This window comes from Rhodococcus sp. 14-2470-1a (assembly GCF_002259425.1).
Lineage (GTDB): Bacteria > Actinomycetota > Actinomycetes > Mycobacteriales > Mycobacteriaceae > Rhodococcoides > Rhodococcoides fascians_E.
The window spans coordinates 141,989-162,447 of record NZ_NPFZ01000031.1 but is presented as its reverse complement, the minus strand read 5'-3'; the positions used below and the strand labels follow the sequence as shown (position 1 = coordinate 162,447).

Genomic DNA, 20,459 nt, shown 5'->3' with positions numbered 1-20,459 from the left:
CGGTACTAGCGGGACACGGCCGCGAGGGCGTCGGGCAATGTGAATCGGCCCGCGTACAGCGCTTTACCGACGATCGAGCCTTCGACTCCCTCGGGTACCAGCGACGCGATCGCGCGGAGGTCCTCGATCGTGGAGACGCCTCCGGACGCGATGACCGGCTTGTCGGTCTTCTCGCACATCTGGCGAAGCAGGTCGAGATTCGGTCCGGTGAGTGTGCCGTCCTTCGTCACGTCGGTGACGACGTACCGGGAGCAACCGTCGCGCTCGAGCCGCTCGAGAACCTCCCACAGATCACCGCCGTCGCTGACCCACCCGCGGCCACGCAGACGGTTCTGCCCCTCGACGATCAGCACGTCCAGCCCGACGGCGACCCTGTCGCCGAACTCGCCGATCGCCCGCGAGCACCACTCCGGGTCCTCCAACGCAGCGGTTCCGAGATTGACACGCGCACAACCCGTCGCGAGCGCCGCACGAAGCGACTCGTCGTCGCGAATTCCGCCGGACAGTTCCACCTTCACGTCGAGTTCGCCGACGACCTCGGCCAGCAACTCACGGTTGGATCCACGACCGAACGCGGCGTCGAGGTCCACGAGATGGACCCATTCGGCACCGTCGTTCTGCCATGCGAGGGCGGCGTCACGAGGCGATCCGTACTTGGTTTCGCTCCCCGCCTCTCCCTGAACGAGACGGACAGCTTCGCCGCCTGCGACATCGACAGCAGGCAATAAGACCAGGCTCACGTGCGATTATGCTACTGCCATCGACGACGCCGTCAGCGCTCAGGGTCTCCGCTGCCGTCCTCGACCGAACCCTCTGCGCCCAGACCGCGGCGAGTCATGCGTGTGGACACCACACCCATCGCGGTGATCGCCGCAGCGATTCCGATGGCAACGATCAAGAGCCCGACTCCTGGCCCCGGTCGCACGACGGCGACGATCGCGGTGGTGACGACGAGAACCAGCGTCGCGCTCCCGAGGGAGGCGACGGCCAGACGCCCGAACGAGAACTCCCGGTCGCTCACCTAGGCCGTGCTCACAGCGAGTCGATCCAGTTCTTCAGCAGCGCGGCCCCCGCGTCACCGGACTTCTCCGGATGGAACTGCGTAGCGGACAACGGACCGTTCTCGACGGCGGCGAGGAAATCACCGCCGTGATCGGCCCACGTCAGCAGAGGTGCGGCAATGGTGTCGCCGACGTCCATCTCCCACTTCTGGGTTGCGTACGAGTGCACGAAGTAGAACCGCGTATCGGCGTCGATACCGTCGAACAGAACGCTCTTCTCCGGTGCTCGGACGGTGTTCCAGCCCATGTGCGGCAGCACGTCCGCCTGCAGTCGTTCGACGGTCCCCGGCCACTCACCGCAACCAGCGGCCGACGTTCCGAATTCCACGCCACGGTCGAACATGATCTGCATTCCGACGCAGATGCCGAGGACCGGTCGACCACCGGCAAGACGTTGCCCGATGATCCGGTCTCCCTTGACTCCCAGGAGGCCCTCCATGCACGCAGCGAACGCGCCGACACCGGGCACCACCAACCCGTCGGCCGCGAGCGCGATCTTGGGATCGGCGGTGACAGTGACGTCTGCGCCCACCCGGTCGAGGGCCCTTTTCGCGGAATGCAGATTGCCCGAGCCGTAATCGAGCAGCGCGACAGACTTCATGCCGCCAGTCTATCCAGGCCTCCGCCACGAGTAGACCGCGACCACCGCGGCCATCACGAGCGCCACCGACGCCGCCGTCGCGAATCCTGTGGCGTAGCCGACCGTCCCGACGATCACCCCGAGGGCCATGGCGCCTGCCCCGGTCCCCGCGTCGAACCCGATGTTCCAGGCGGCACTGGCCTGGCTGAATCTGTCCGGGCCGGCCGCACGGAACGTCATCACCAGGCTGTCGTTCTGGGTCGCTCCGTACCCGAGGCCGAACAGTACGGCCGCGGCGACGAACACAGCCGCGGGGTTGCGTTGTGCGACGGCGACAGCGAACAACGATCCCCCACTGAACACCAGCAGCAGCGCTGGTGCGAGAGAGCGCCCGATGCCGAGACGATCCGCCACTGCGCCCGCGCCGTAGCGTCCGATCAGCATCGAACCGCTGATCACGGCGAGGGAGACACCGATCATCGACTCCCGGCCGGGCTCGGCGATCGGCAGCAGACTGGACAACCCACCGAACGACGCAGATGCCGCCGCGACGGCGAGACACGGAATCACCAGCGCGCGTGCGGACGATCGTCCGTCGGACTTGTCCCGACGCGGCGGAGCCATCGGCCGTACCGGCGGCAGAAAAACGGTCGCGAACAGCCCGCTCACCGAGACCAGCGCCCCGACGACGAACACTGCCGTCGGGGACACGGAGAACAGCACGAGGCCGAGCGGCAGCGTCACCATCTGCGACAGCGCCACCGCGATGCCCTGTGCTCCAGTGGCCCGCCCCAGCAGAGCGGGCGGGGCCAACTCCGCCACCAATGCCGCACCGGCGACGGTCAACAGCCCGAAACCCACTCCGCGTACAGCGGATACAGCCAGCGCGGGCACCACAGCGGCCGACGCCACCAGGACGAGCGCAGGCACTCCGAGGAGGGTGCATCCCGCCGCGAGCACCGGCCGGTGACCGAAGCGAACTAGTAGCCGGGGAACGAAGAGCTGGGTGAGAACCGTCGTTGTCATGAACAAGGCCGTGGTTGCCCCGGCCACGGCCGCGGATCCGCCTCCGACCGACACTGCCAACGGAACGACGGGCAGGAGCAGTCCCCACCCACCGAACGCAGCCGCCCCCATGACCATCGCCGCGGGCAGCCCCTCGATCTTCAGGAGCCGAGAAGTCAAGCCGACGTCACAGACTGCCCTTGGTGGACGGAATTCCGGTGACCCGCGGGTCGTACTCGACCGCCTGCCGAAGTGCCCGGGCAACGGCCTTGAACTCGGCCTCGGTGATGTGATGCTGATCGCGTCCGTACAGGACCCGCACGTGCAGAGCGATTCTCGCGTTCATCGCCAGAGACTCGAACACATGGCGGTTGATGACCGCGTGATACGGCACGCCCGGATAGCCACCGATGACCGAATGCACCATGTAGTCCGGCTCGCCGGTGTGCACGCAGTAAGGCCGGCCGGACACGTCGACCGACGCGTGGACCTGAGTCTCGTCCATCGGGATGAAGGCGTCACCGAAGCGAGTGATGCCGGACTTGTCCCCCAGTGCCTGACCGAGAGCTTGACCCAACACGATCGCGGTGTCCTCGACGGTGTGATGAGCATCGATCTCCACGTCACCTTTGGCGTGCACCGTCAGATCGAATCGGCCGTGCGTGCCGAGCGCGGTCAACATGTGGTCGTAGAACGGCACACCGGTGGAGATGTCCACGATGCCCGTGCCGTCGAGGTCGATCTCGACGGTGATGTCCGATTCCTTCGTCGTGCGCTCGATGCGCGCGATCCTCGGTGCTCGCTCTGCTGCGGTCATCGGTGTGCCTCTGCTCGGTCGGTGTTGTCCAGTTGTTCGTGCGCGAGAGCCGCGCTGACGTCGAGGAATCGATCGTTCTCGGCGTCGAGGCCGATCGTGGTACGTAGGTACCCGGCGATGCCGACGTCGCGAATCAACACTCCGTCGTCGAGATACCGCTTCCACGTCGCGCCCGCGTCGGAGAACCGGCCGAACAGAACGAAGTTCGCGTCGCTGGGAACGACGTCGAACCCGAGCTCGGTCAGCCGTGCCATCACCCGATCCCGCTCGGCGGACAACTGCGCCACACTCGCAAGGGTTTCCGGTGCATGCCGCAGCGCCGCCAGCGCGGCGGCCTGCGTGACGACCGACAAGTGGTACGGCAAGCGCACCAGGAACATCGCGTCGACGATGGCGGGTGCGGCTACGAGGTAACCGAGCCGCCCACCGGCGAATGCGAAGGCCTTGCTCATCGTTCGGCTCACGACGAGCTTGGACGGATACTCGTCGATCAGACCGATTCCGCTGGGCTGTGCGGAAAATTCCGCGTACGCCTCGTCGAGAATCACGATTCCGCGTGCCGCGTCGAGAATCCGACGCAGGTCCGCGGACGCGATACTGTGCCCGGTCGGGTTGTTGGGGCTGGTCACGAACACGACGTCCGGATCACGCTGGGCGATGGCGTCGACGGCACGATCGATGTCGAGCGAGAAGTCCTCGCTCCTGTTCATCTCGAGCCATTCCGTCTGGGTCCCGGACGAGATGATCGGATGCATGGAGTACGACGGCACGAACCCCAGCGATGTCCGGCCGGGTCCACCGAACGCCTGAAGAAGCTGCTGCAGAATCTCGTTGGAGCCGTTGGCGGCCCAGACGTTGCTGACGTCGACCTCGAAGCCGGTCCGACCGGTCAGGTAGGTGGCCAGTGCCGCGCGGAGTTCGACGGCATCGCGATCGGGATACCGATGCAGTTCGGCCGCGGCCACCCGGACGGACTCCGCGACGTCGTCGACGAGCGCCTGTGTCGGAGGGTGCGGATTCTCGTTCGTGTTGAGCTGCACCGGAACCGACAGTTGCGGCGCTCCGTATGCCGTCTTGCCTCGCAGGCTCTCCCGCAACGGCAACTCGTCCATCGAGACGCTCGATCCGACGACGCCGCTCACTTCGACAACCCTTCGAATCGCAACCGGACCGCCTCGCCGTGTGCCGGGAGATCCTCGGCGTTCGCGAGGGCGATCACGTGGCCTGCAACATCCTTCAATGCAGCCTCCGAGTAGTCGACGACGTGAATTCCGCGCAGGAACGTCTGCACGCTCAGACCCGACGAGTGACGCGCACAACCCGCGGTGGGCAGAACGTGATTGGACCCGGCGCAGTAGTCACCGAGACTGACCGGCGACCAGGCGCCGACGAACACTGCGCCTGCGCTGCGCACACGAGCGGCCACGGCCCGGCTGTCCGCTGTCTGGATCTCGAGGTGCTCGGCCGCGTACGTGTTCACCACGGCCAGCCCCTGATCGATGTCGTCGACGAGCACGATGCCGGATTGCTTACCGGACAGCGCCGTGGCGACGCGCTCTGCGTGCGTGGTGAACTCCAGCTGGGCGTCAAGCGCACGATCCACCGCATCGGCGAGTTCGGTGCTGGTGGTCACCAGCACGCTGGCCGCCATGACGTCGTGCTCGGCTTGGCTGATCATGTCCGCCGCGACGTGCACCGGATCGGCCGTGGAATCGGCCAGCACGGCGATTTCCGTGGGACCTGCCTCGGAATCGATGCCGATCAGAGAACGGCACAGGCGCTTGGCTGCCGTGACGTAGATGTTGCCGGGACCGGTGATCAGGTCGACCGGTTCCAGTGCGGTGCCGTCCACGTCCGTGCCGCCGTACGTGAGCAAGGCGATTCCCTGGCCGCCGCCCACTGCCCACACCTCTTCGACACCGAGTAGTTGCGCGGCAGCGAGGATCGTGGGGTGCGGTAACCCACCGAACTCTTTCTGCGGCGGGGACGCGACCACCAGCGAACCGACACCCGCGGTCTGAGCCGGAACGACGTTCATCACCACAGACGAGGGGTAGACCGCGTTTCCGCCGGGCACGTAGAGACCGACGCGCTCGACCGGGACCCACCGTTCGGTGACCGTTCCGCCTGGAACGACCTCGGTGACCGTGTCGGTGCGACGCTGATCCGCGTGCACGATCCGAGTGCGCTCGATGGCCACTTCCAGCGCTGCGCGAACCGCAGGGTCGAGCTCGGTCAGTGCCTTCTCCAGAGCCGCGGCGGGAACGCGCACACGCTCCGGACGAACACCGTCGAACTGTTCGGAGTACTCGAGCGCCGCCTCGACGCCGCGCTCCCGCACCGCCTCGACGACGGGACGAACCTGATGCAACACCGCATCGACATCCACTCCACCTCGTGGAAGCGCGCCGCGTAGTTCGGCGGTGGATGGAGTTCGGCCGCGTAGATCCACGCGGGCGAGCTCGATGCGGGCAGGCATAAGGACTCCTTGCGAAACGACGAGAAGTGACGGTTGTCGATCCTCAAGGATAGTGCCGGTGCCAATCGGTTATCCCCGCACGTCCTGCAGACGGTGACGAGGTGCTCGCGTCAGGTGTACTTGCGGGCAAGCTGTGCAAGCGTCGAACTGATGCCTTGCGCATTCTTCTGCGGCATCTTGAACACCTCGAGCAGCTTCGGAGCCTTCGCCGTGCTGTAGTCGAAGGACTCGGTCACGGCGGAACGACCCGGCTCGGTCTCCTCGAACTGCCAACGCCACGTGTGCCCCATCGGATGCTGCCACTCGATGACTTTCACGTCCGCATCGTCTCGAAAATCCGTGACGGTGCTGGTGATCCGATACGGAACTCCGAACTGCTTCATGCTTACGGAGAACTTGGCTCCGCGCGTCAGCCGGTTCGGCCCGCGGACCGTGTCCTTCACGGTGCCGGACCCGTCCAACTCGCCGTGCCGATGCGGATCCGCGACGAGAGCGAGCAACTCGGACGCAGGAGCATTCACGACGGTGCGACGAGCCACGACGCGGTCACCTTGATCGATCGTTTCGATGGAAGCCATACCGGTCCAGTACCCACGATCGCCCCAACCACTCCTGATGTTCAATAGTCCCATGAGCATGCATGTCTGGTTTGCGTTCCTCGGCGCGGCAGTGGTGATCAGCCTCTCGCCCGGCGCGGGCGCCATCGCCTCGATGTCCACCGGCCTCCGCTACGGACTGGGACGCGGTTACTGGAACATCGTCGGTCTGCAGATCGGGCTGCTGCTGCAGATCGGCATCGTCGCGGTCGGCCTCGGCGCCGTCCTCGCCGGGTCGGCGGTGGCGTTCTCGGCGATCAAGTGGTTCGGCGTCGCCTACCTCGTCTACCTCGGAATCCGGCAGTGGCGGGCAGGTCCGACCGACATCGACACCGCCCCCGGCGTCGCCGACCGGGGAGTCGCCATGCTCGGACGAGGCTTCCTCGTCAACGCCTCGAACCCCAAGGCAGTGGTGTTCATGCTGGCCGTTCTCCCACAATTCCTCGACCCGGCACATCCACTTCTGCCGCAGTACCTGATCATCGCTGCCACGATGGTTGCCGTGGACATGCTCGTGATGACCGGCTACACCTCACTCGCCTCGCGAGTGCTGAAGCTGATGCGCTCGCACCGTCAGCAGGTCGCTATGAACAGGACGTTCGCGGGCCTGTTCTTCGTCGCAGCCACGTTCCTGGCCACCATCCGCAGGGCAAACCCGATCTGAAGGCAGGAGTCAGCACCATGAGGAAGTATCAAGTGCTCATGAAATCGCCCGACGGCGACACCGTCACGGCGCTCGGGACCTTCGACACCCTTCTCGAAGCCAACACCTGGATTCGAGACGAAGGTCACCGCGACGAACACGAACTCGGCACCTACGACGTCGCCGTGGTCGGCGAGTGAGCCCCACCTGCACCTGCCTCAGCGGCGACCTGTTCGACGCCTGCTGCGGACCGTTTCTCGCAGGAACCACGCACGCACCCACCGCAGAACGACTGATGCGGTCGCGGTACACCGCATTCGCAGTCCGCGACCCCGAGTACCTGCTCCGAACGTGGCACCCGACGACCAGGCCCGACGAGCTCACCCTGGACGACGAGCAGCGCTGGTACCGGCTGGACATCGACGACACCAGCTCCGGTGGGCTGCTCGACTCCGACGGCGTCGTCGCGTTCAGTGCCTTCTACCGGCACCCCGACGGAAACGGAGTTCTACACGAGCGCAGCCGATTCGTTCGCGAACACGGACACTGGCTCTATCTCGACGGCGTCCTCAGCCCGTAATCAGGTCAGCGGAGCTTCCATACCTCTGGTCAGCGGAGCTTCTGTGCCTCTGGTCAGCGGAGCTTCTGTGCCTCTGGTCAGCGGAGCTTCTGCGGCCGATTGGAGGCCGCACGGCGCGCTTCTTCCTTCGCCTTGACGCGTTCGGCTTCGGCTCGCACTTCCTTCTGCAGCCGCTGTTCCTTCACGAGCCAGTCCGGCTTGTCGGCGAGCAACGTCTCGATCTGTTCCGACGTCAGCGCTTCGGTCACGCCCGACCTGCCGAGTCCCGCGATGGAAATCCCGAGCTTGCGCGCGATGACGTCCTTCGGGAACGGGCCGTGCTGCTGCAGGTCCGCCAACCACTGCGGCGGATTCTGCCTCAGTGCGTCGAGTTCGGAGCGGCTCACGGGAGTCGACTGAAACTCCTGCGGGGCCGCAGGAAGGTAGATGCCGAGCTTGTTCGCCGCGGTCAGGGGCTTCATGTTCTGCTGATTCTTCTCCGGGCTCACCCGCACAGCCTATCTTCCCCACGCAGTGCTCGATGCCACCGTCCGGGCTCTCGCCGGTTCTCGCATAGTGTTGACCACGTGAATTTCGACGTGCAGGTGCTCCGCTGGTACATCGCCGTGGCCGAGGAACTGCACTTCGCACGCGCGGCGAAGAAGCTGAACATCGCCAGGACGAAACTCAGCGCGGCTGTCATCGACATGGAAGCAGAACTCGGTTACCCACTGTTTCGTCCCGGCGTGAGCCCGACCCAGTTGTCCGCCGAAGGCCGGGAGTTTCTCGTGACCGCCCGGGCTCGCGTCGCCGAGGACGACACAAGACTCCGCGCCGAGGCCGCGCGCAAGGCCGCCGAAGTCGCCACCCTCACTGTCGGGTTCACCGAGGGCGTGACCCCGACGAAGTGGAGCCGGATCTGGGCCGAGCGATTCGAGGACATCACCCTCGAGCTGGTCCCCACCACAGTCGACACCCAGCTCGACTTGCTCAGAAGCGGTGCCGTCGACGCCGGCTTCGTTCGGCTGCCGGTCGATCGGAACGGGCTGAGTGTCGTTGCGCTGTACGAAGAAGTCCCCGTGGTCGTCGTGCCGAAGGATCACGCGGTAGCCGCGTTCGACCGGGTCGCGGTGACCGATCTCGCCGACGAGCACCTCCTGCAGTCACCCGAGGAGATACCGGAGTGGGCGGCAGTCGCCACCGAGATCGCCGACGGTACGGCCCTCCCGATCCCGGACATCGGGTCCAATTCGGAACTTGTCGAATACGTCGCTGCCGGTCTGGGTCTCGCCATCGTCCCTCAGTCCATCGCGCGGCTGCACGCTCGGAAGGATCTCGTGTATCGGCCGGTGGACGGGGTGGCCGGATCCACGGTCGCGCTCGCCTGGCCGAGCGACAAGAACACCGAGAACGTCGAGGAATTCTTCGGTATCGTCCGCGGCAGATCGGCGCGCAGCTCTCGAGGCAAGACAGCGGACCAGACCCGAAAGCCGAATCAGGTCAAGAAGCCCGCAGCGCCGAAAGGGAAGACGCAGAGCGGGAAAGCACCACGCAAGGCGGGGCCGCGTAAGCGTCCCAAGCGCTGACTCGGTCAGGCTCCGTGGTGGCGCTCGAGGTCCCGAATGCGATCGAGATCGCGCAGCTTGTCGAGGTCGCGACGGTCCCGCTTGGTCGGCCTTCCAGCGCCCCGGTCACGTCGAGGCTGTGAGGCCAGAATTTCCTTCGCCGGCGGGGGCGGACTGCGGTCGATCATGCATTCCGCGGCCACCGGCGCTCCGACGCGTTTGGCGATCAGGCGGGTCACCACCACGATCTTCTCCAGTCCCTCCACGCGCAGTCTGACCTCGTCGTCGACGCCGATACGCAGACCGGGTTTCGCCGGGGTGCCGTTCACCCGAACATGACCCGCACGGCACGCGGCGGCCGCTGCCGAGCGGGTCTTGAACAGCCGGACCGCCCAGATCCAGCTGTCGAGGCGGACGCTCTGTATCTCTGACATCGGATTCGAATCTACAAGACGGCCACCGTCTACATGTCGAGCCCGAGATCCAGCACCGTCACCGAGTGCGTCAACCCCCCGACCGCGAGGAAATCCACTCCGGTCTTCGCGTAGTCGCGGGCGACGTCGATCGTCAGACCACCGGAGGACTCCAACTTGGTCTGCGGAGAAAGTGCGGCTCGGCGCTGGACGGCCATCTGCGTCTGCCACAGAGCGAAGTTGTCCAGCAGGACCAGCTCGACGTTCTCGGCCAGTACCTGATCCAGTTGCTCCAGGCTGTCCACCTCCACCTCGCATTCGATGTCGGGTGCCGCGTCGCGGACGGCCTGCAACGCCGCGACGACCGATCCCGCTGCTGCGACGTGGTTGTCCTTGATCAACGCCGCGTCACCCAACCCCATTCGGTGATTCACTCCACCGCCTGCGCGCACCGCGTACTTCTGCAGCGTCCGTAAGCCGGGCAACGTCTTTCGGCTGTCTCTGATCTTCGCGTCGGTGTCGGCGACCTGGTCGACCCAGGCCGCAGTCGCGGTCGCGATTCCGGACAGGTGACACACCAGGTTCAACATCGTGCGCTCGGCGGTCAGCAAACCTCTCGTCGGCGCTGTGACGGTCAGAACCGACTGTCCGGGAACAACTTCGGTGCCGTCGACGACTCGATCCTCGACCGTGTACCCGTCCACGCCCAACACCTCGTCGAGAACGAGAAGACCCACGTCGATTCCCGCGACGGTGCCCGCTTGCCGAGACACCACTGTCGCCGTTGCGCGCGCCTCCGCAGGAACCGTTGCCGTCGTGGTCACATCGGGCCCGTACCTGAGGTCCTCCGCCAACGCGGTGCGGACGATCGACCGGATCTCGTCGGGATCGAGTCCCTGTTCGATCAGCGCGTTCACTGTCAGCTCACCCCTGTCGTCACGTGCGAAAGGCAGGCCTCGAACGTCGATTCGAGCACACCCTCCTCGCTCCTGGAAATTCTGAAACTGCCCAGCAGATCGTCCCGGACTTCGGGATGGTCAGCCCGGGTGTGGCATCCCCGACTCTCGGCGCGCTGGCTCGCCGCGAGAACGAGAGCCGACGCCGCCGCTGTCAGCGCCGAATCCTCGAGCGCCGTCCCGTCGACCACGTCGCGGGTGGTGGATTCTCGGAGAACCTCCGCGGCGACGCGGAGACCACCCTCGTCACGCACCACACCGGCGCACTCGGTCATCGTCTTCTGCAATCGTTCTCGCGGAACCGCGGCGGCGGTGGGCACGGACACGTCGACCTCGGGGGTCGGCGATCCGAGTCGTTCCACCGCTGCTTGCCCGACGCGCTCACCGACGACGAGACCTTCGAGCAGGCTGTTCGACGCGAGCCGATTGGCTCCGTGCAGCCCCGTCCGCGCCACCTCCCCGGCCGCGTACAAACCGGTCACCGACGTGCGCCCCCACACATCGGTGACAAGCCCTCCGCACGAGTAATGAGCTGCCGGTGCGACCGGAACGAGGTCGTGGGCCGGGTCGATTCCCGCGGCGAGGCACGAGGCGGTGACCGTCGGAAAACGAGTACGGAAGTCCCGAATCATCCTGGCGTCCAACAGAACATGGTCGGTACCGGTTGCGCGCAGCCGCTCGGCGATCGCACGCGACACGACGTCACGCGGCGCGAGATCGGCCATCGGGTGACTTCCGGCCATGAAGCGCACACCGTCCTGATCCACCAGAACAGCACCCTCGCCTCGCACGGCTTCGCTGACGAGCGGCCTGCGCCCGGTACTGCCCGCGGCGAACAGCACCGTCGGATGGAACTGAACGAACTCGAGATCCGCCGTGTCCGCGCCTGCATCGAGACCGAGCGCTATTCCGTCGGCCGTCGCCCCTGCCGGATTGGTGCTGCACGAGAACAGCTGCCCCAGACCGCCCGTCGCGAGCAGAACCGCAGGCGCATGGACGACTCCGTAACCTCGACCGGACAGCACGAGCGCCCCGACGACGTGCCGCGACACCGTCAGAACCTCGACCACTCGTCCGGCCATCACGACGTGCCCGTCGGCTCGGCGACTCGACACCGTCAACGCTCGCTGGACCTCGGCTCCCGTCGCATCCCCCCCGGCGTGCACGATCCGCCGAACCGAGTGCCCACCCTCGCGCGTACGCGCAGGCAGACCGTCGGCACCGAGGTCGAACACGGCACCCCACTCCTGCAGCGTCGCGAGGGCATCACGACCGCTCGCGACGATCGACCTGACGGCCTCGACGTCACACAGTCGGCCGCCGGCCCCGCACGTGTCTCGCACGTGCGAGTCGATCGCGGCCTGCCCGCCCGATCCGGGAACAGCGATGCCGCCCTGCGCGTACTGAGTCGCGGTCCCGGGCGGTCCGTCCTTGGCGATCGTGAGCACGCGAAGCCCGCGTCTGCTCGCCGACAGTGCCGCACTCAGACCCGCGACGCCGCCTCCCACGACGACGAGGTCCGCCGACACCTCCCAGGACCCGATGTCGGCCGAGGCCTCCCGGGACCCGATGTCGGCCGAGGCCTCCCGGGACCCGATGTCGGCCGAGGCCTCCCGTGCAGCCCCCGAGGGTGTCGTCACTCGCCGCCGCCCGGCGTGCCGATCTCGATCATCCGCTGGACGGACTTGCTCGCCACGTGCGCCGTGTCGAGGTCGACGTGCACCTCGTCCTTTCCTTCGACGAGGCAGCGCAGCAACGCGGCAGGAGTGATCATCTTCATGTAACCGCACGATGCCCGGTCGTTGACGGCCTGGAAGTCGACTTCCGGTGCGGCACGGCGCAGCTGATGCAGCATGCCGATCTCGGTGGCCACCAGAACCTGCTTGGCTCCCGTCGCACGGGCGGCATCCAGCATCCCTCCCGTGGACAGGATCTTGACCTTGTCCTCCGTGACGAAGCCCTCACCCGCGAGGTACAGAGCCGACGTGGCACAACCGCACTCGGGGTGAACGTACAACTCGGCGTCGGGGTGAGCCCTCGACTTCTCCGCCAGTTCGTCACCGTTGATGCCCGCGTGCACGTGGCACTCGCCTGCCCAGATGTGCAGGTTCTCGCGCTTGGTGACCCGCTTGACGTGGGCTCCGAGGAACTGATCGGGAAGGAACAGAATCTCGCGACTCGGATCGATGGACTCGACCACCTCGACAGCGTTCGACGACGTGCAGCAGATGTCGGTGAGGGCCTTGATCTCGGCCGTGGTGTTGACGTAGGACACGACGACGGCGTGCGGGTAATCGGCTTTCCACTCGCGGAGTTGGTCCGCGGTGATCGAGTCGGCCAGCGAGCATCCGGCACGCTGATCGGGAATGAGGACCGTCTTCGACGGGCTGAGAATCTTCGCGGTCTCGGCCATGAAGTGGACACCGCAGAAGATGATCTCCTCTTCGGGAACCTCGGCGGCCATCCGCGACAGCGCCAGGGAGTCACCGACGTGGTCCGCGACATCCTGGATGGCGGGAAGCTGGTAGTTGTGCGCAAGGATCGTCGCACCGCGACGGCGCGCCAGACGCTTCACCTCGGCCGCCCACTCCTCGGTCGGTTCCACCCCGCTGTAGCCGCCGGGGCCGTCGACTATGCCGGCCGCGCCCGCCCACAGAGCCGCAGTCGCGGCGGAATCCATCACGGCAGAATTGATCACTGCCGAACCACTGGCCCCGAGCCCGTTCGTCCTGCTCGCCATGGCGGTACTCCTTCATCGATCGTCCGGCCGAGGTAGTGCCGCCGGCGTTTCCGGCGAACGTGTCGGTCCGGCGTACTTCGTCCGGATTTACTTCCTTCAGGTTTTCGACTTACAATCGAAAACATGCAACATCGTAGCACCGTCCACGAAGTTCTCATCGCGGTATTCCAGGTTCGCAGCTTCGCCGCAGGCCAGGCGCCGGAACTGGCCGTGCTGCTGTGGCAACGTGCGCTCGATCCCCAGAAGGGTTCGTGGTCGCTTCCAGGCGGTGTACTGAGCGACGACGAAGACCTCCCCACCTCGGCGCGGCGACAACTCGCCGAGAAGGTCGACGTGCGCACGGTGGCGCACCTCGAACAGTTGTCGGTGTTCAGCGACCCCGAGCGCGTACCGGGCGACAGACGAATCGCATCCAACTTCCTCGGACTTGTCCCGATAGTGTCCGACCCCCGACTGCCACCCGACACAGCGTGGCACCCCGTGGCCCGCCTACCGGAGACGTCGTTCGACCACGGAACCGTAGTGCGACACGCGCGCAACCGTCTTGTCGCCAAGTTGTCCTACACGAACATCGGCTTCGCGCTGGCACCCGTCGAATTCGCGATGTCCACGCTGCGGGAAATCTACACCGCAGCACTCGGATACAGCGTGGACGCGACCAACCTCCAACGCGTGCTCGGCCGGCGCAAAGTGATCGAACCGACCGGTCGAACCTCGCCGTCGGGCCGGACCGGAGGTCGACCTCCCGCACTCTTCCGCTTTGCGGAATCGTCGATCAGAGTCACGGACGAATTCGCGGCCCTGCGGCCTCCGACCTGACCTCAGGCTCGGTCGCGCTCGAGAAAGAACTCGCCCTCCGGCGCGCCGGCGGGGTCGCCGCCGCCCTCGCCGCCGTCGGGGTCGCCGTCGTGATCCAGCGGAGTGAACCGCAGATTGTCGTGCGGGTTCATCGCAACCAACAGGAGCACCACCAGCGACGCCACGAGGGGCTGCACCACCAGCAGCAACGGCGATTCGAATCCCGGCGCGACTGCAACGACGGAGCCCGTCGCCGGATCGTCGGGCCTGGGATGAACCCACCGTGCGGCAGCGATACCGACGCCGAGCATCGCCCCGGATCCGAGTATCGAACCGATGAGGATACCCGCGAATTGCAGCGGACCCCGAACTGCCGTCCACGCCCAGACCGCAACGGGCAGAACAATTCCCGCAACAATCGCCGCACAGGCCGCCATCGCCAGCGCATCGAATCGATGCAGGCTCTCACCGGTCAGAGCGGCTCCACGCCCGGGGGCAACCACGACGAACCTCTCGGCCGGAGCGAGCAACGCCCAGACGATCCCGGCGAGAACACCGACGAGGACCGACACCGCGATCGGAACACCGAGCACCCGCCACCTCGCGGTCGTCGGCACGTCGAACTGCCCCGTCACGATCAACGCCTGCCCAGCAACGTCGAATCGGTGACTCCATGCCGGGAGCATTCCGCGGTCCATCCGTCGGGCACCACCTGGACCACCATTCGGCGGCCGCACTCCACACAGAATCGAGGAGGCTCGAGGCCCAGGGCAACCGCAGGCGAGAGCACCGGTGCGACACCTGGCACCACAGGCCGACCGGTGTAAGCGTCGAATAGCGCGGCACTGATCACCCCGTCCACCTTAGATGGTCGAGTTCAGTGCCTTGATCGGCATCTGCAGCGAACCGAGCAGGTCGAGGTCCTGTTCGGCCGGTCGACCGAGAGTGGTCAGGTAATTGCCCACGATGACCGCATTGATACCGCCGAGAATTCCCTGCTGTGCCCCCAGGTCGCCCAGAGTGATCTCGCGACCGCCGGCGAACCGCAGAATCGTCCTCGGCAGCGCCAGACGGAACGCGGCAACGGCACGCAGCGCCTCGGACGCAGGAAGCACATCGAGATGCCCGAACGGGGTGCCCGGACGCGGATTGAGGAAATTCAACGGCACCTCGTCGGGCTCCAACGCCGCGAGATCCGCAGTGAACTCCGCCCGCTGTTCCAGCGACTCCCCCATCCCGAGAATCCCGCCGCAGCAGACCTCCATCCCCGCGTCGCGCACCATTCGCAGTGTCTCCCAGCGCTCCTCCCACGTGTGCGTCGTCACCACGCTGGGGAAATACGACCGCGACGTCTCGAGATTGTGGTTGTAGCGGTGAACACCCATGCCTGCCAATCGATCGACCTGCTCCTGAGTGAGCATGCCGAGCGAACACGCGATGTCGATGTCGACCTCGTTCCTGATGGCCTCGATCCCCGCGGCAACCTGGGCAAGCAGCCTGTCGTCCGGCCCGCGGACCGCTGCGACGATGCAGAACTCGGTCGCGCCCGTCTTCGCGGTCTGCTTCGCCGCCTCGACCAGGCTCGGGATGTCCAGCCGTGCCGCGCGAACCGGAGACTCGAACAACCCGCTCTGCGAACAGAAGTGACAGTCCTCGGGGCAACCACCCGTCTTCAGGCTGATGATCCCCTCGACCTCGACCTCCGGCCCGCACCACTTCATGCGGACGTCGTGCGCAAGAGCGAGAAGGTCCTCCAACCGCGATTCCGGCAGCCGCAGGACCTCGAGCACCTGAGCTTGCCCCAACCCGATACCGTCCGCCAGCACCTGCACCCGTGCGGTCTCCAGAACGTCCATCCTACCGGACGGCTCCTGCAGGCTCGACCCCGTGCCTACCGATCCGTGCGTCATGAGCAACTCCTGAGGTTCGCCGACTGCGGCTCGAATTTAGCCTTGAACACTGTTCAAGTTGAACGGCGTTCAAGCTATACTCGGCGTCGATTACTGTCAAAGTCGAGCGGACCGACAAGGAGTGAAGAGTGCAACTGCGCAGAGCCGACGTCCTCGACGGTGCCATTGCGATCCTCGACGAATACGGCCTGGGCGATCTCACGATGCGCCGCCTCGCGACATCACTTCACGTGCAGCCGGGCGCGCTGTACTGGCACTTCAAGGACAAGCAGACTCTGCTCGGCGCCATCGCCGACACCCTGCTCGCCGACGTCGACGCCGCGACGGACGCCGGCGACTGGGACGACCAACTCCGAGAACTGGCCCATCGCCTACGCAATGCGCTGCTCTCACACCGCGACGGTGCGGAGTTGGTCGCCGCGACGTACGCGTCACGGTTGGTCACCAACCGCATCCGGGAACGTATTGCAGCGGTGTGCATACGGGCCGGATTGCGTCGGGCTGAATCCGAACTGGCCGCGGACACAGTGCTCTACTACGTGCTCGGCCAGACCGTCGACGAACAGGCACGCATGCAGATGGACTCGGCCGGAGCGCTCACCGAATCCGCATCGCCTCTGTTCGAAAGCCCGGACCCGACAAGCCGTTTCGATTTCGGACTGACCCTGTTCGTCGACGGCGTCCGAGCACGCCTGGGAGACCGAGCGCGACTGTCCTAACCGCCGAAGATCGGGCCGAGTCCCGCGCTGTTCGCAGTGTTGCCGGCGAACGGGTTGTCGTGAACCATGTAGGTCCACGTCGAGGACGGTCGGGCAAGTCCACTCTTGCCGAGATCGATGCCGTTCTCGGTGATCTCGGCCGACTCGAACGTCGCACGAGCATGCTCGATCGCCTTGTCGGACACCTCTCTGAACGCATCCACTGCGATCCGGTGATACTCGTCGAGCGGATTCTCGCGCCCGAGCGCGCGCAGATGGATGCTTTCGCGCACGTCGGCGAGATGAGCAAGGTACTCGGACCACGACCGATCGAGATGGAAGAGCACGATGCGGCGTGCTGCAACCGTCAACACGTCCTCCGACACCGTCTCGCGTAGTTCGGCCGCTCGATCCGGCGCTGCGGATTCGAGAAGTTCGAGCGCCTCGCCGGTGGTCAGCAACGACGCTCGCCGACGATCCAGAATGTCGCGGTGCTGCGCCGTCAACTGGTTGTAACGCCATGTCCGAGAGTGCACTTCGAGCATGGCCCCCTCGGCGATGCGTTGCGCATGATCGATCTTCGCCGCCACACCGTTCGCCGTGACGAGTCCGGTGTCGTCGGTCTTCTTCGGCTGATCCTTCGGACCGAGGTTCGCCGTCACGACCTCGTCCTCCCAACTGGAGAAGAACACCGAGCGGCCGGGATCGCCTTGCCGCCCGGCTCGGCCCCGCAACTGGTTGTCGAGCCGTTCGGTCGTGTGTCGGCCGGTGCCGACCACCAGCAGACCACCGAGTTCGGCGACCTCGTCCTTGTCCTTCCCCCCGCCGGAGGGACCACCGAGCTTGATATCGGTTCCGCGCCCGGCGATCTGAGTGGACACCGTCACTGCCGACCGCTCACCGGCCCGCGCGACGACGGCCGCCTCCTCGGCGTCGTTCTTGGCGTTGAGCACGACGTGGGGTACACCCGCCCTGTCCAGCAGATCGGAGAAGACCTCGGACTCGGCGACGTCGTGCGTACCGATCAGAATCGGTTGGCCTGTCTCGTGGGCTTGTTCGACGAACGCGACGACGGCGGCATTGCGGTTCTCGGACGTGTCGTACACACGATCGGCTTCGTCGACACGAACGTTGGGTTCATTCGGCGGAACGACGGACACGCCGAGCGAATAGAACTTCTTGAGCTGCTCGCCCGCAGCAAGCGCGGTGCCGGTCATTCCGCACACCGTGGCGTATCGACCGATCAGGGCCTGGACGGTGATGGTGTCCAGAATCTCGCCGGTCTCGGTCGGTGTCAGGCCTTCCTTGATCTCCACGGCCGCCTGCAGACCGTCGGGCCACCGCTGCAACTCCGCGACACGTCCGCGAGATGCGTTGATCAGCTGCACCCGTCCGTCGCGCACGATGTAGTGCACGTCGCGCTTGACGAGAACCTGGGCATGAAGAGCAACGTTGACCGCGACGAGGGTGGATCCGACGTGGTTCTCCGCGTACAGGTCGATGTCGCCGAGTTCCTTCTCCAGTTTCTCCGCACCGGCATCGGTGAGGAAGACGTTGCGACCGTCGGCATCGGTGTCGAAGTCGGTTCGACTCTGCAGAAGCTTCACGGCGTCGAAAACACGATCCGACGGAACGTCGCCCTTCACCGAACCGGCGAGCACGAGTGGAACCAGCGCCTCGTCGACCAACACCGAATCCGCCTCGTCGATCAGCGCGACGTCGGGTGCGGGCGTGACCAGATCGGCGGCGTCGTCCACGAGATGATCGCGAAGAACGTCGAAGCCGATCTCGTTGACCGACGCGTACGTGACGTCGCACGCGTATGCAGCTCGTCGCTCGGCCGCGGACGAGCCCTCGGAGATCCAACCGACGGTGAAGCCCAGTAATTCGTACAGCGGCCCCATCCACTCGGCGTCGCGTCGAGCCAGAAAATCGTTGATGGTCACGACGTGGACGCGGCGCCCGGCCATCACGTAGCCGATCGCAGCGAGGGCCCCGGACAAGGTCTTGCCTTCGCCCGTCGACATCTCCACCACATCGCCTGCGAGCATGCGCACCGCAGCCAGGAGTTGAACGTCGAACGGTTGCAGCTCCAGCGCGCGCGACGATGCCTCACGGACCAGTGCGAGGTAGCGCGGAACGTCGAGCTTGGCTGCGTCCGACACAGTTGCGTCGGCAGCCGCGGCCTTCAGATCTTCGTCCGACAGGCCCTTCGCCCACTCGGCGTGTCCGGCTGCGTTGTCGACGCTGGACCGTGACCGGGCCTGGCCCTTCTGCGCGGAGCGCCCCAGAACCTTCCAGAACCGATCAGTACCCGATGCCATCTTCGTTTCGTCCCTACTGCCGGATGCCGGTGGGCGTGAGCCCTTGCCGCGGCCAGCCTACTGAACACCCGACGTGGATACGGGCACCGGAATATCGACAGGTGAGCGTTGTTGACTCATGGTGTGGCCGTGACGGCCGACGGTGACAGCAGGAAGGACACCGATGACACGTTCTTATGCCAAGGATTCCGAGCAGTTGAAGAATCTGACGGCCGAGCAATACCGAGTGACACAGCAGGAAGGCACCGAGCGAGCTTTCGACAACGAGTACTGGGACAACCACGAGCCGGGCCTCTACGTCGACGTCGTGACCGGGCAACCGTTGTTCTCCTCACTCGACAAGTTCGAGAGCCACTCGGGATGGCCGAGTTTCACCAAACCCGTCGACGCGACATCGGTAGTGCAGAAGCGCGACTTCAGCCATCTGATGGTCCGCACGGAAGTTCGTTCCTCCGGTGGCGACTCGCACCTTGGCCACCTGTTCAAGGACGGCCCGAAGGACCAGGGCGGCCTTCGCTACTGCATGAACTCCGCTGCCCTCCGGTTCGTGCCGGTGGATCGCCTCGAAGCCGAGGGCTACGGTGAATACCGCGCACAGTTCGACACGACGACACAGTCGGACAACACACAGTCGGACGACGCACAGTCGGACACAGTATCGACGCCAGACGAAGGAGCGCAGCAGTGAGTACAACCACCGAGACCGCCATTCTCGCCGGAGGCTGCTTCTGGGGAGCCCAGGAACTTATCAGGCACCGACCGGGCGTTCTGTCGACTCGGGTCGGTTACTCCGGCGGCGACGTGGACAACGCGACGTACCGTAATCACGGCACGCACGCCGAAGCCGTCGAGATCGTGTTCGATCCGAGTCTGATCTCGTACCGCGACCTGCTGGAGTTCTTCTTCCAGATACACGATCCGTCGACGAAGAACCGCCAGGGCAACGACGTCGGACTGAGCTACCGCTCGGCGATCTACTACACGTCCGACGAGCAGAAGCGAGTCGCGTTGGACACCATTGCGGACGTCGACGCTTCCGGCTTGTGGCCGGGCAAGGTCGTCACCGAGGTCGAGCCGGCAGGCCCGTTCTGGGAAGCAGAACCCGAGCACCAGGACTACCTGCAGAACTACCCGACGGGCTACACCTGCCACTTCGTTCGCCCGGGCTGGAAACTGCCGCATCGAGCGGACGCCGTCAGCTGAACGAAGGCCGAACGAACTGACCGTGGTCCCGAACGGCAGTGTTCTTGAACGGCAATGTTCCTGAACGTCAATGTTCCTGAACGTCAATGTTCCTGAACGGCAATGTTCCTGA

General features: G+C 65.7%; 24 protein-coding genes. 8 read left to right on the top strand and 16 right to left on the bottom strand.

What is annotated here, in order from left to right; genetic code table 11:
* Window positions 1–5: 5 nt before the first annotated feature.
* From priA to CH292_RS20505, 8 genes are all read right to left on the bottom strand, one after another.
* Window positions 6–740 carry a bifunctional 1-(5-phosphoribosyl)-5-((5-phosphoribosylamino)methylideneamino)imidazole-4-carboxamide isomerase/phosphoribosylanthranilate isomerase PriA gene (gene priA, locus CH292_RS20540; protein WP_026347902.1) on the bottom strand — a complete coding sequence of 245 codons (735 nt, stop codon included), beginning with the start codon at window positions 738–740 and terminating at the stop codon, window positions 6–8.
* 32 nt (window positions 741–772) lie between these two features.
* Window positions 773–1,021: a hypothetical protein gene (locus CH292_RS20535; protein WP_019665866.1), complete on the bottom strand. Its 249-nt coding sequence runs from the start codon at window positions 1,019–1,021 to the stop codon at window positions 773–775.
* 11 nt (window positions 1,022–1,032) lie between these two features.
* The gene (gene hisH / locus CH292_RS20530) at window positions 1,033–1,662 is read right to left on the bottom strand and encodes an imidazole glycerol phosphate synthase subunit HisH (protein ID WP_019665867.1); all 630 of its coding nucleotides are present in this window, start codon (window positions 1,660–1,662) and stop codon (window positions 1,033–1,035) included.
* A 9-nt stretch (window positions 1,663–1,671) separates the two neighbouring features.
* Window positions 1,672–2,784, bottom strand: a complete 1,113-nt coding sequence (locus tag CH292_RS20525; RefSeq protein ID WP_094655586.1) for an MFS transporter — start codon at window positions 2,782–2,784, stop codon at window positions 1,672–1,674.
* Window positions 2,785–2,833: 49 nt separating this feature from the next.
* The gene (gene hisB, locus CH292_RS20520) at window positions 2,834–3,463 is read right to left on the bottom strand and encodes an imidazoleglycerol-phosphate dehydratase HisB (RefSeq protein ID WP_019665869.1); all 630 of its coding nucleotides are present in this window, start codon (window positions 3,461–3,463) and stop codon (window positions 2,834–2,836) included.
* Window positions 3,460–4,575 (bottom strand): histidinol-phosphate transaminase, encoded by a 1,116-nt coding sequence (locus tag CH292_RS20515; RefSeq protein ID WP_371828303.1) that lies wholly within the window; start codon window positions 4,573–4,575, stop codon window positions 3,460–3,462. Before CH292_RS20515 ends, hisB begins: the two co-directional genes overlap by 4 nt.
* Window positions 4,576–4,601: 26 nt before the next feature.
* Window positions 4,602–5,942, bottom strand: coding sequence for a histidinol dehydrogenase (gene hisD / locus CH292_RS20510; protein ID WP_019665871.1), 1,341 nt, complete (start codon window positions 5,940–5,942; stop codon window positions 4,602–4,604).
* 110 nt (window positions 5,943–6,052) lie between these two features.
* On the bottom strand, window positions 6,053–6,520 hold the full coding sequence (locus CH292_RS20505) for an SRPBCC family protein (RefSeq protein WP_037180714.1): 468 nt from the start codon (window positions 6,518–6,520) through the stop codon (window positions 6,053–6,055).
* A gap of 52 nt (window positions 6,521–6,572) precedes the next feature.
* Here CH292_RS20505 and CH292_RS20500 point away from each other — a divergent pair, with 52 nt between their 5' ends.
* Genes CH292_RS20500 through CH292_RS20495 form a run of 3 tightly spaced genes read left to right on the top strand, consistent with a single transcriptional unit; the run spans window position 6,573 to window position 7,761 of the window.
* Window positions 6,573–7,202 (top strand): LysE family transporter, encoded by a 630-nt coding sequence (locus CH292_RS20500; protein WP_037180716.1) that lies wholly within the window; start codon window positions 6,573–6,575, stop codon window positions 7,200–7,202.
* Window positions 7,203–7,219: 17 nt separating this feature from the next.
* The gene (locus CH292_RS28985; RefSeq protein WP_020112006.1) at window positions 7,220–7,381 is read left to right on the top strand and encodes a hypothetical protein; all 162 of its coding nucleotides are present in this window, start codon (window positions 7,220–7,222) and stop codon (window positions 7,379–7,381) included.
* Window positions 7,378–7,761: a YchJ family protein gene (locus CH292_RS20495; RefSeq protein WP_033188582.1), complete on the top strand. Its 384-nt coding sequence runs from the start codon at window positions 7,378–7,380 to the stop codon at window positions 7,759–7,761. Before CH292_RS28985 ends, CH292_RS20495 begins: the two co-directional genes overlap by 4 nt.
* A gap of 77 nt (window positions 7,762–7,838) precedes the next feature.
* Here CH292_RS20495 and CH292_RS20490 read toward each other — a convergent pair whose 3' ends face one another.
* Complete coding sequence (locus CH292_RS20490) at window positions 7,839–8,249, bottom strand: DUF5997 family protein (RefSeq protein ID WP_019665876.1); 411 nt, start codon at window positions 8,247–8,249, stop codon at window positions 7,839–7,841.
* Between the two features lie 78 nt (window positions 8,250–8,327).
* Between CH292_RS20490 and CH292_RS20485 the strand changes: the two genes are divergently transcribed.
* Window positions 8,328–9,326 carry a LysR family transcriptional regulator gene (locus CH292_RS20485; RefSeq protein WP_020112004.1) on the top strand — a complete coding sequence of 333 codons (999 nt, stop codon included), beginning with the start codon at window positions 8,328–8,330 and terminating at the stop codon, window positions 9,324–9,326.
* 5 nt (window positions 9,327–9,331) lie between these two features.
* Here CH292_RS20485 and CH292_RS20480 read toward each other — a convergent pair whose 3' ends face one another.
* The 4 genes from CH292_RS20480 to nadA are packed head-to-tail and all read right to left on the bottom strand — an operon-like array spanning window position 9,332 to window position 13,354.
* A complete protein-coding gene (locus tag CH292_RS20480; RefSeq protein WP_094655585.1) occupies window positions 9,332–9,739 on the bottom strand; it encodes an RNA-binding S4 domain-containing protein in 408 nt (135 codons plus the stop codon).
* Window positions 9,740–9,768: 29 nt separating this feature from the next.
* Window positions 9,769–10,635 carry a carboxylating nicotinate-nucleotide diphosphorylase gene (gene nadC / locus CH292_RS20475; RefSeq protein ID WP_020112002.1) on the bottom strand — a complete coding sequence of 289 codons (867 nt, stop codon included), beginning with the start codon at window positions 10,633–10,635 and terminating at the stop codon, window positions 9,769–9,771.
* Between the two features lie 2 nt (window positions 10,636–10,637).
* Window positions 10,638–12,272 carry an L-aspartate oxidase gene (locus CH292_RS20470; RefSeq protein WP_094655603.1) on the bottom strand — a complete coding sequence of 545 codons (1,635 nt, stop codon included), beginning with the start codon at window positions 12,270–12,272 and terminating at the stop codon, window positions 10,638–10,640.
* 38 nt (window positions 12,273–12,310) lie between these two features.
* Window positions 12,311–13,354, bottom strand: coding sequence for a quinolinate synthase NadA (nadA, locus tag CH292_RS20465; protein WP_027498857.1), 1,044 nt, complete (start codon window positions 13,352–13,354; stop codon window positions 12,311–12,313).
* 183 nt (window positions 13,355–13,537) lie between these two features.
* On the opposite strand from nadA, the gene CH292_RS20460 reads away from it, so the two are divergent.
* Complete coding sequence (locus CH292_RS20460; RefSeq protein WP_020111999.1) at window positions 13,538–14,233, top strand: NUDIX domain-containing protein; 696 nt, start codon at window positions 13,538–13,540, stop codon at window positions 14,231–14,233.
* 2 nt (window positions 14,234–14,235) lie between these two features.
* Here CH292_RS20460 and CH292_RS20455 read toward each other — a convergent pair whose 3' ends face one another.
* Complete coding sequence (locus CH292_RS20455; protein WP_033188580.1) at window positions 14,236–14,910, bottom strand: DUF2567 domain-containing protein; 675 nt, start codon at window positions 14,908–14,910, stop codon at window positions 14,236–14,238.
* Window positions 14,911–15,075: 165 nt separating this feature from the next.
* The gene (gene bioB, locus CH292_RS20445) at window positions 15,076–16,068 is read right to left on the bottom strand and encodes a biotin synthase BioB (RefSeq protein ID WP_373454691.1); all 993 of its coding nucleotides are present in this window, start codon (window positions 16,066–16,068) and stop codon (window positions 15,076–15,078) included.
* 182 nt (window positions 16,069–16,250) lie between these two features.
* On the opposite strand from bioB, the gene CH292_RS20440 reads away from it, so the two are divergent.
* Window positions 16,251–16,841, top strand: a complete 591-nt coding sequence (locus CH292_RS20440; protein WP_019665885.1) for a TetR/AcrR family transcriptional regulator C-terminal domain-containing protein — start codon at window positions 16,251–16,253, stop codon at window positions 16,839–16,841.
* On the opposite strand, the gene secA2 is transcribed toward CH292_RS20440, so the two are convergent.
* The gene (gene secA2 / locus CH292_RS20435; RefSeq protein ID WP_037141933.1) at window positions 16,838–19,144 is read right to left on the bottom strand and encodes an accessory Sec system translocase SecA2; all 2,307 of its coding nucleotides are present in this window, start codon (window positions 19,142–19,144) and stop codon (window positions 16,838–16,840) included. The two genes, CH292_RS20440 and secA2, sit on opposite strands and share 4 nt — an antisense overlap.
* Before the next feature lie 163 nt (window positions 19,145–19,307).
* On the opposite strand from secA2, the gene msrB reads away from it, so the two are divergent.
* Both msrB and msrA read left to right on the top strand, forming a co-directional pair.
* Window positions 19,308–19,832 carry a peptide-methionine (R)-S-oxide reductase MsrB gene (gene msrB / locus CH292_RS20430; RefSeq protein ID WP_033188578.1) on the top strand — a complete coding sequence of 175 codons (525 nt, stop codon included), beginning with the start codon at window positions 19,308–19,310 and terminating at the stop codon, window positions 19,830–19,832.
* A complete protein-coding gene (msrA, locus tag CH292_RS20425) occupies window positions 19,829–20,347 on the top strand; it encodes a peptide-methionine (S)-S-oxide reductase MsrA (protein ID WP_037141930.1) in 519 nt (172 codons plus the stop codon). Before msrB ends, msrA begins: the two co-directional genes overlap by 4 nt.
* Window positions 20,348–20,459: the final 112 nt, after the last annotated feature.

What these genes read in the sequence shown, in the direction of transcription:
- hisH (WP_019665867.1), bottom strand. Translation starts at nt 1,662, where the DNA reads ATGAAGTCTGTCGCGCTGCTCGATTACGGCTCGGGCAATCTGCATTCC.
- CH292_RS20525 (WP_094655586.1), bottom strand. Translation starts at nt 2,784, where the DNA reads ATGGTCATGGGGGCGGCTGCGTTCGGTGGGTGGGGACTGCTCCTGCCC.
- hisB (WP_019665869.1), bottom strand. Translation starts at nt 3,463, where the DNA reads ATGACCGCAGCAGAGCGAGCACCGAGGATCGCGCGCATCGAGCGCACG.
- CH292_RS20515 (WP_371828303.1), bottom strand. Translation starts at nt 4,575, where the DNA reads ATGGACGAGTTGCCGTTGCGGGAGAGCCTGCGAGGCAAGACGGCATAC.
- hisD (WP_019665871.1), bottom strand. Translation starts at nt 5,942, where the DNA reads ATGCCTGCCCGCATCGAGCTCGCCCGCGTGGATCTACGCGGCCGAACT.
- CH292_RS20505 (WP_037180714.1), bottom strand. Translation starts at nt 6,520, where the DNA reads ATGGCTTCCATCGAAACGATCGATCAAGGTGACCGCGTCGTGGCTCGT.
- CH292_RS20500 (WP_037180716.1), top strand. Translation starts at nt 6,573, where the DNA reads ATGAGCATGCATGTCTGGTTTGCGTTCCTCGGCGCGGCAGTGGTGATC.
- CH292_RS28985 (WP_020112006.1), top strand. Translation starts at nt 7,220, where the DNA reads ATGAGGAAGTATCAAGTGCTCATGAAATCGCCCGACGGCGACACCGTC.
- CH292_RS20480 (WP_094655585.1), bottom strand. Translation starts at nt 9,739, where the DNA reads ATGTCAGAGATACAGAGCGTCCGCCTCGACAGCTGGATCTGGGCGGTC.
- nadA (WP_027498857.1), bottom strand. Translation starts at nt 13,354, where the DNA reads ATGGATTCCGCCGCGACTGCGGCTCTGTGGGCGGGCGCGGCCGGCATA.
- CH292_RS20460 (WP_020111999.1), top strand. Translation starts at nt 13,538, where the DNA reads ATGCAACATCGTAGCACCGTCCACGAAGTTCTCATCGCGGTATTCCAG.
- CH292_RS20455 (WP_033188580.1), bottom strand. Translation starts at nt 14,910, where the DNA reads ATGGACCGCGGAATGCTCCCGGCATGGAGTCACCGATTCGACGTTGCT.
- bioB (WP_373454691.1), bottom strand. Translation starts at nt 16,068, where the DNA reads ATGGACGTTCTGGAGACCGCACGGGTGCAGGTGCTGGCGGACGGTATC.
- secA2 (WP_037141933.1), bottom strand. Translation starts at nt 19,144, where the DNA reads ATGGCATCGGGTACTGATCGGTTCTGGAAGGTTCTGGGGCGCTCCGCG.
- msrB (WP_033188578.1), top strand. Translation starts at nt 19,308, where the DNA reads ATGACACGTTCTTATGCCAAGGATTCCGAGCAGTTGAAGAATCTGACG.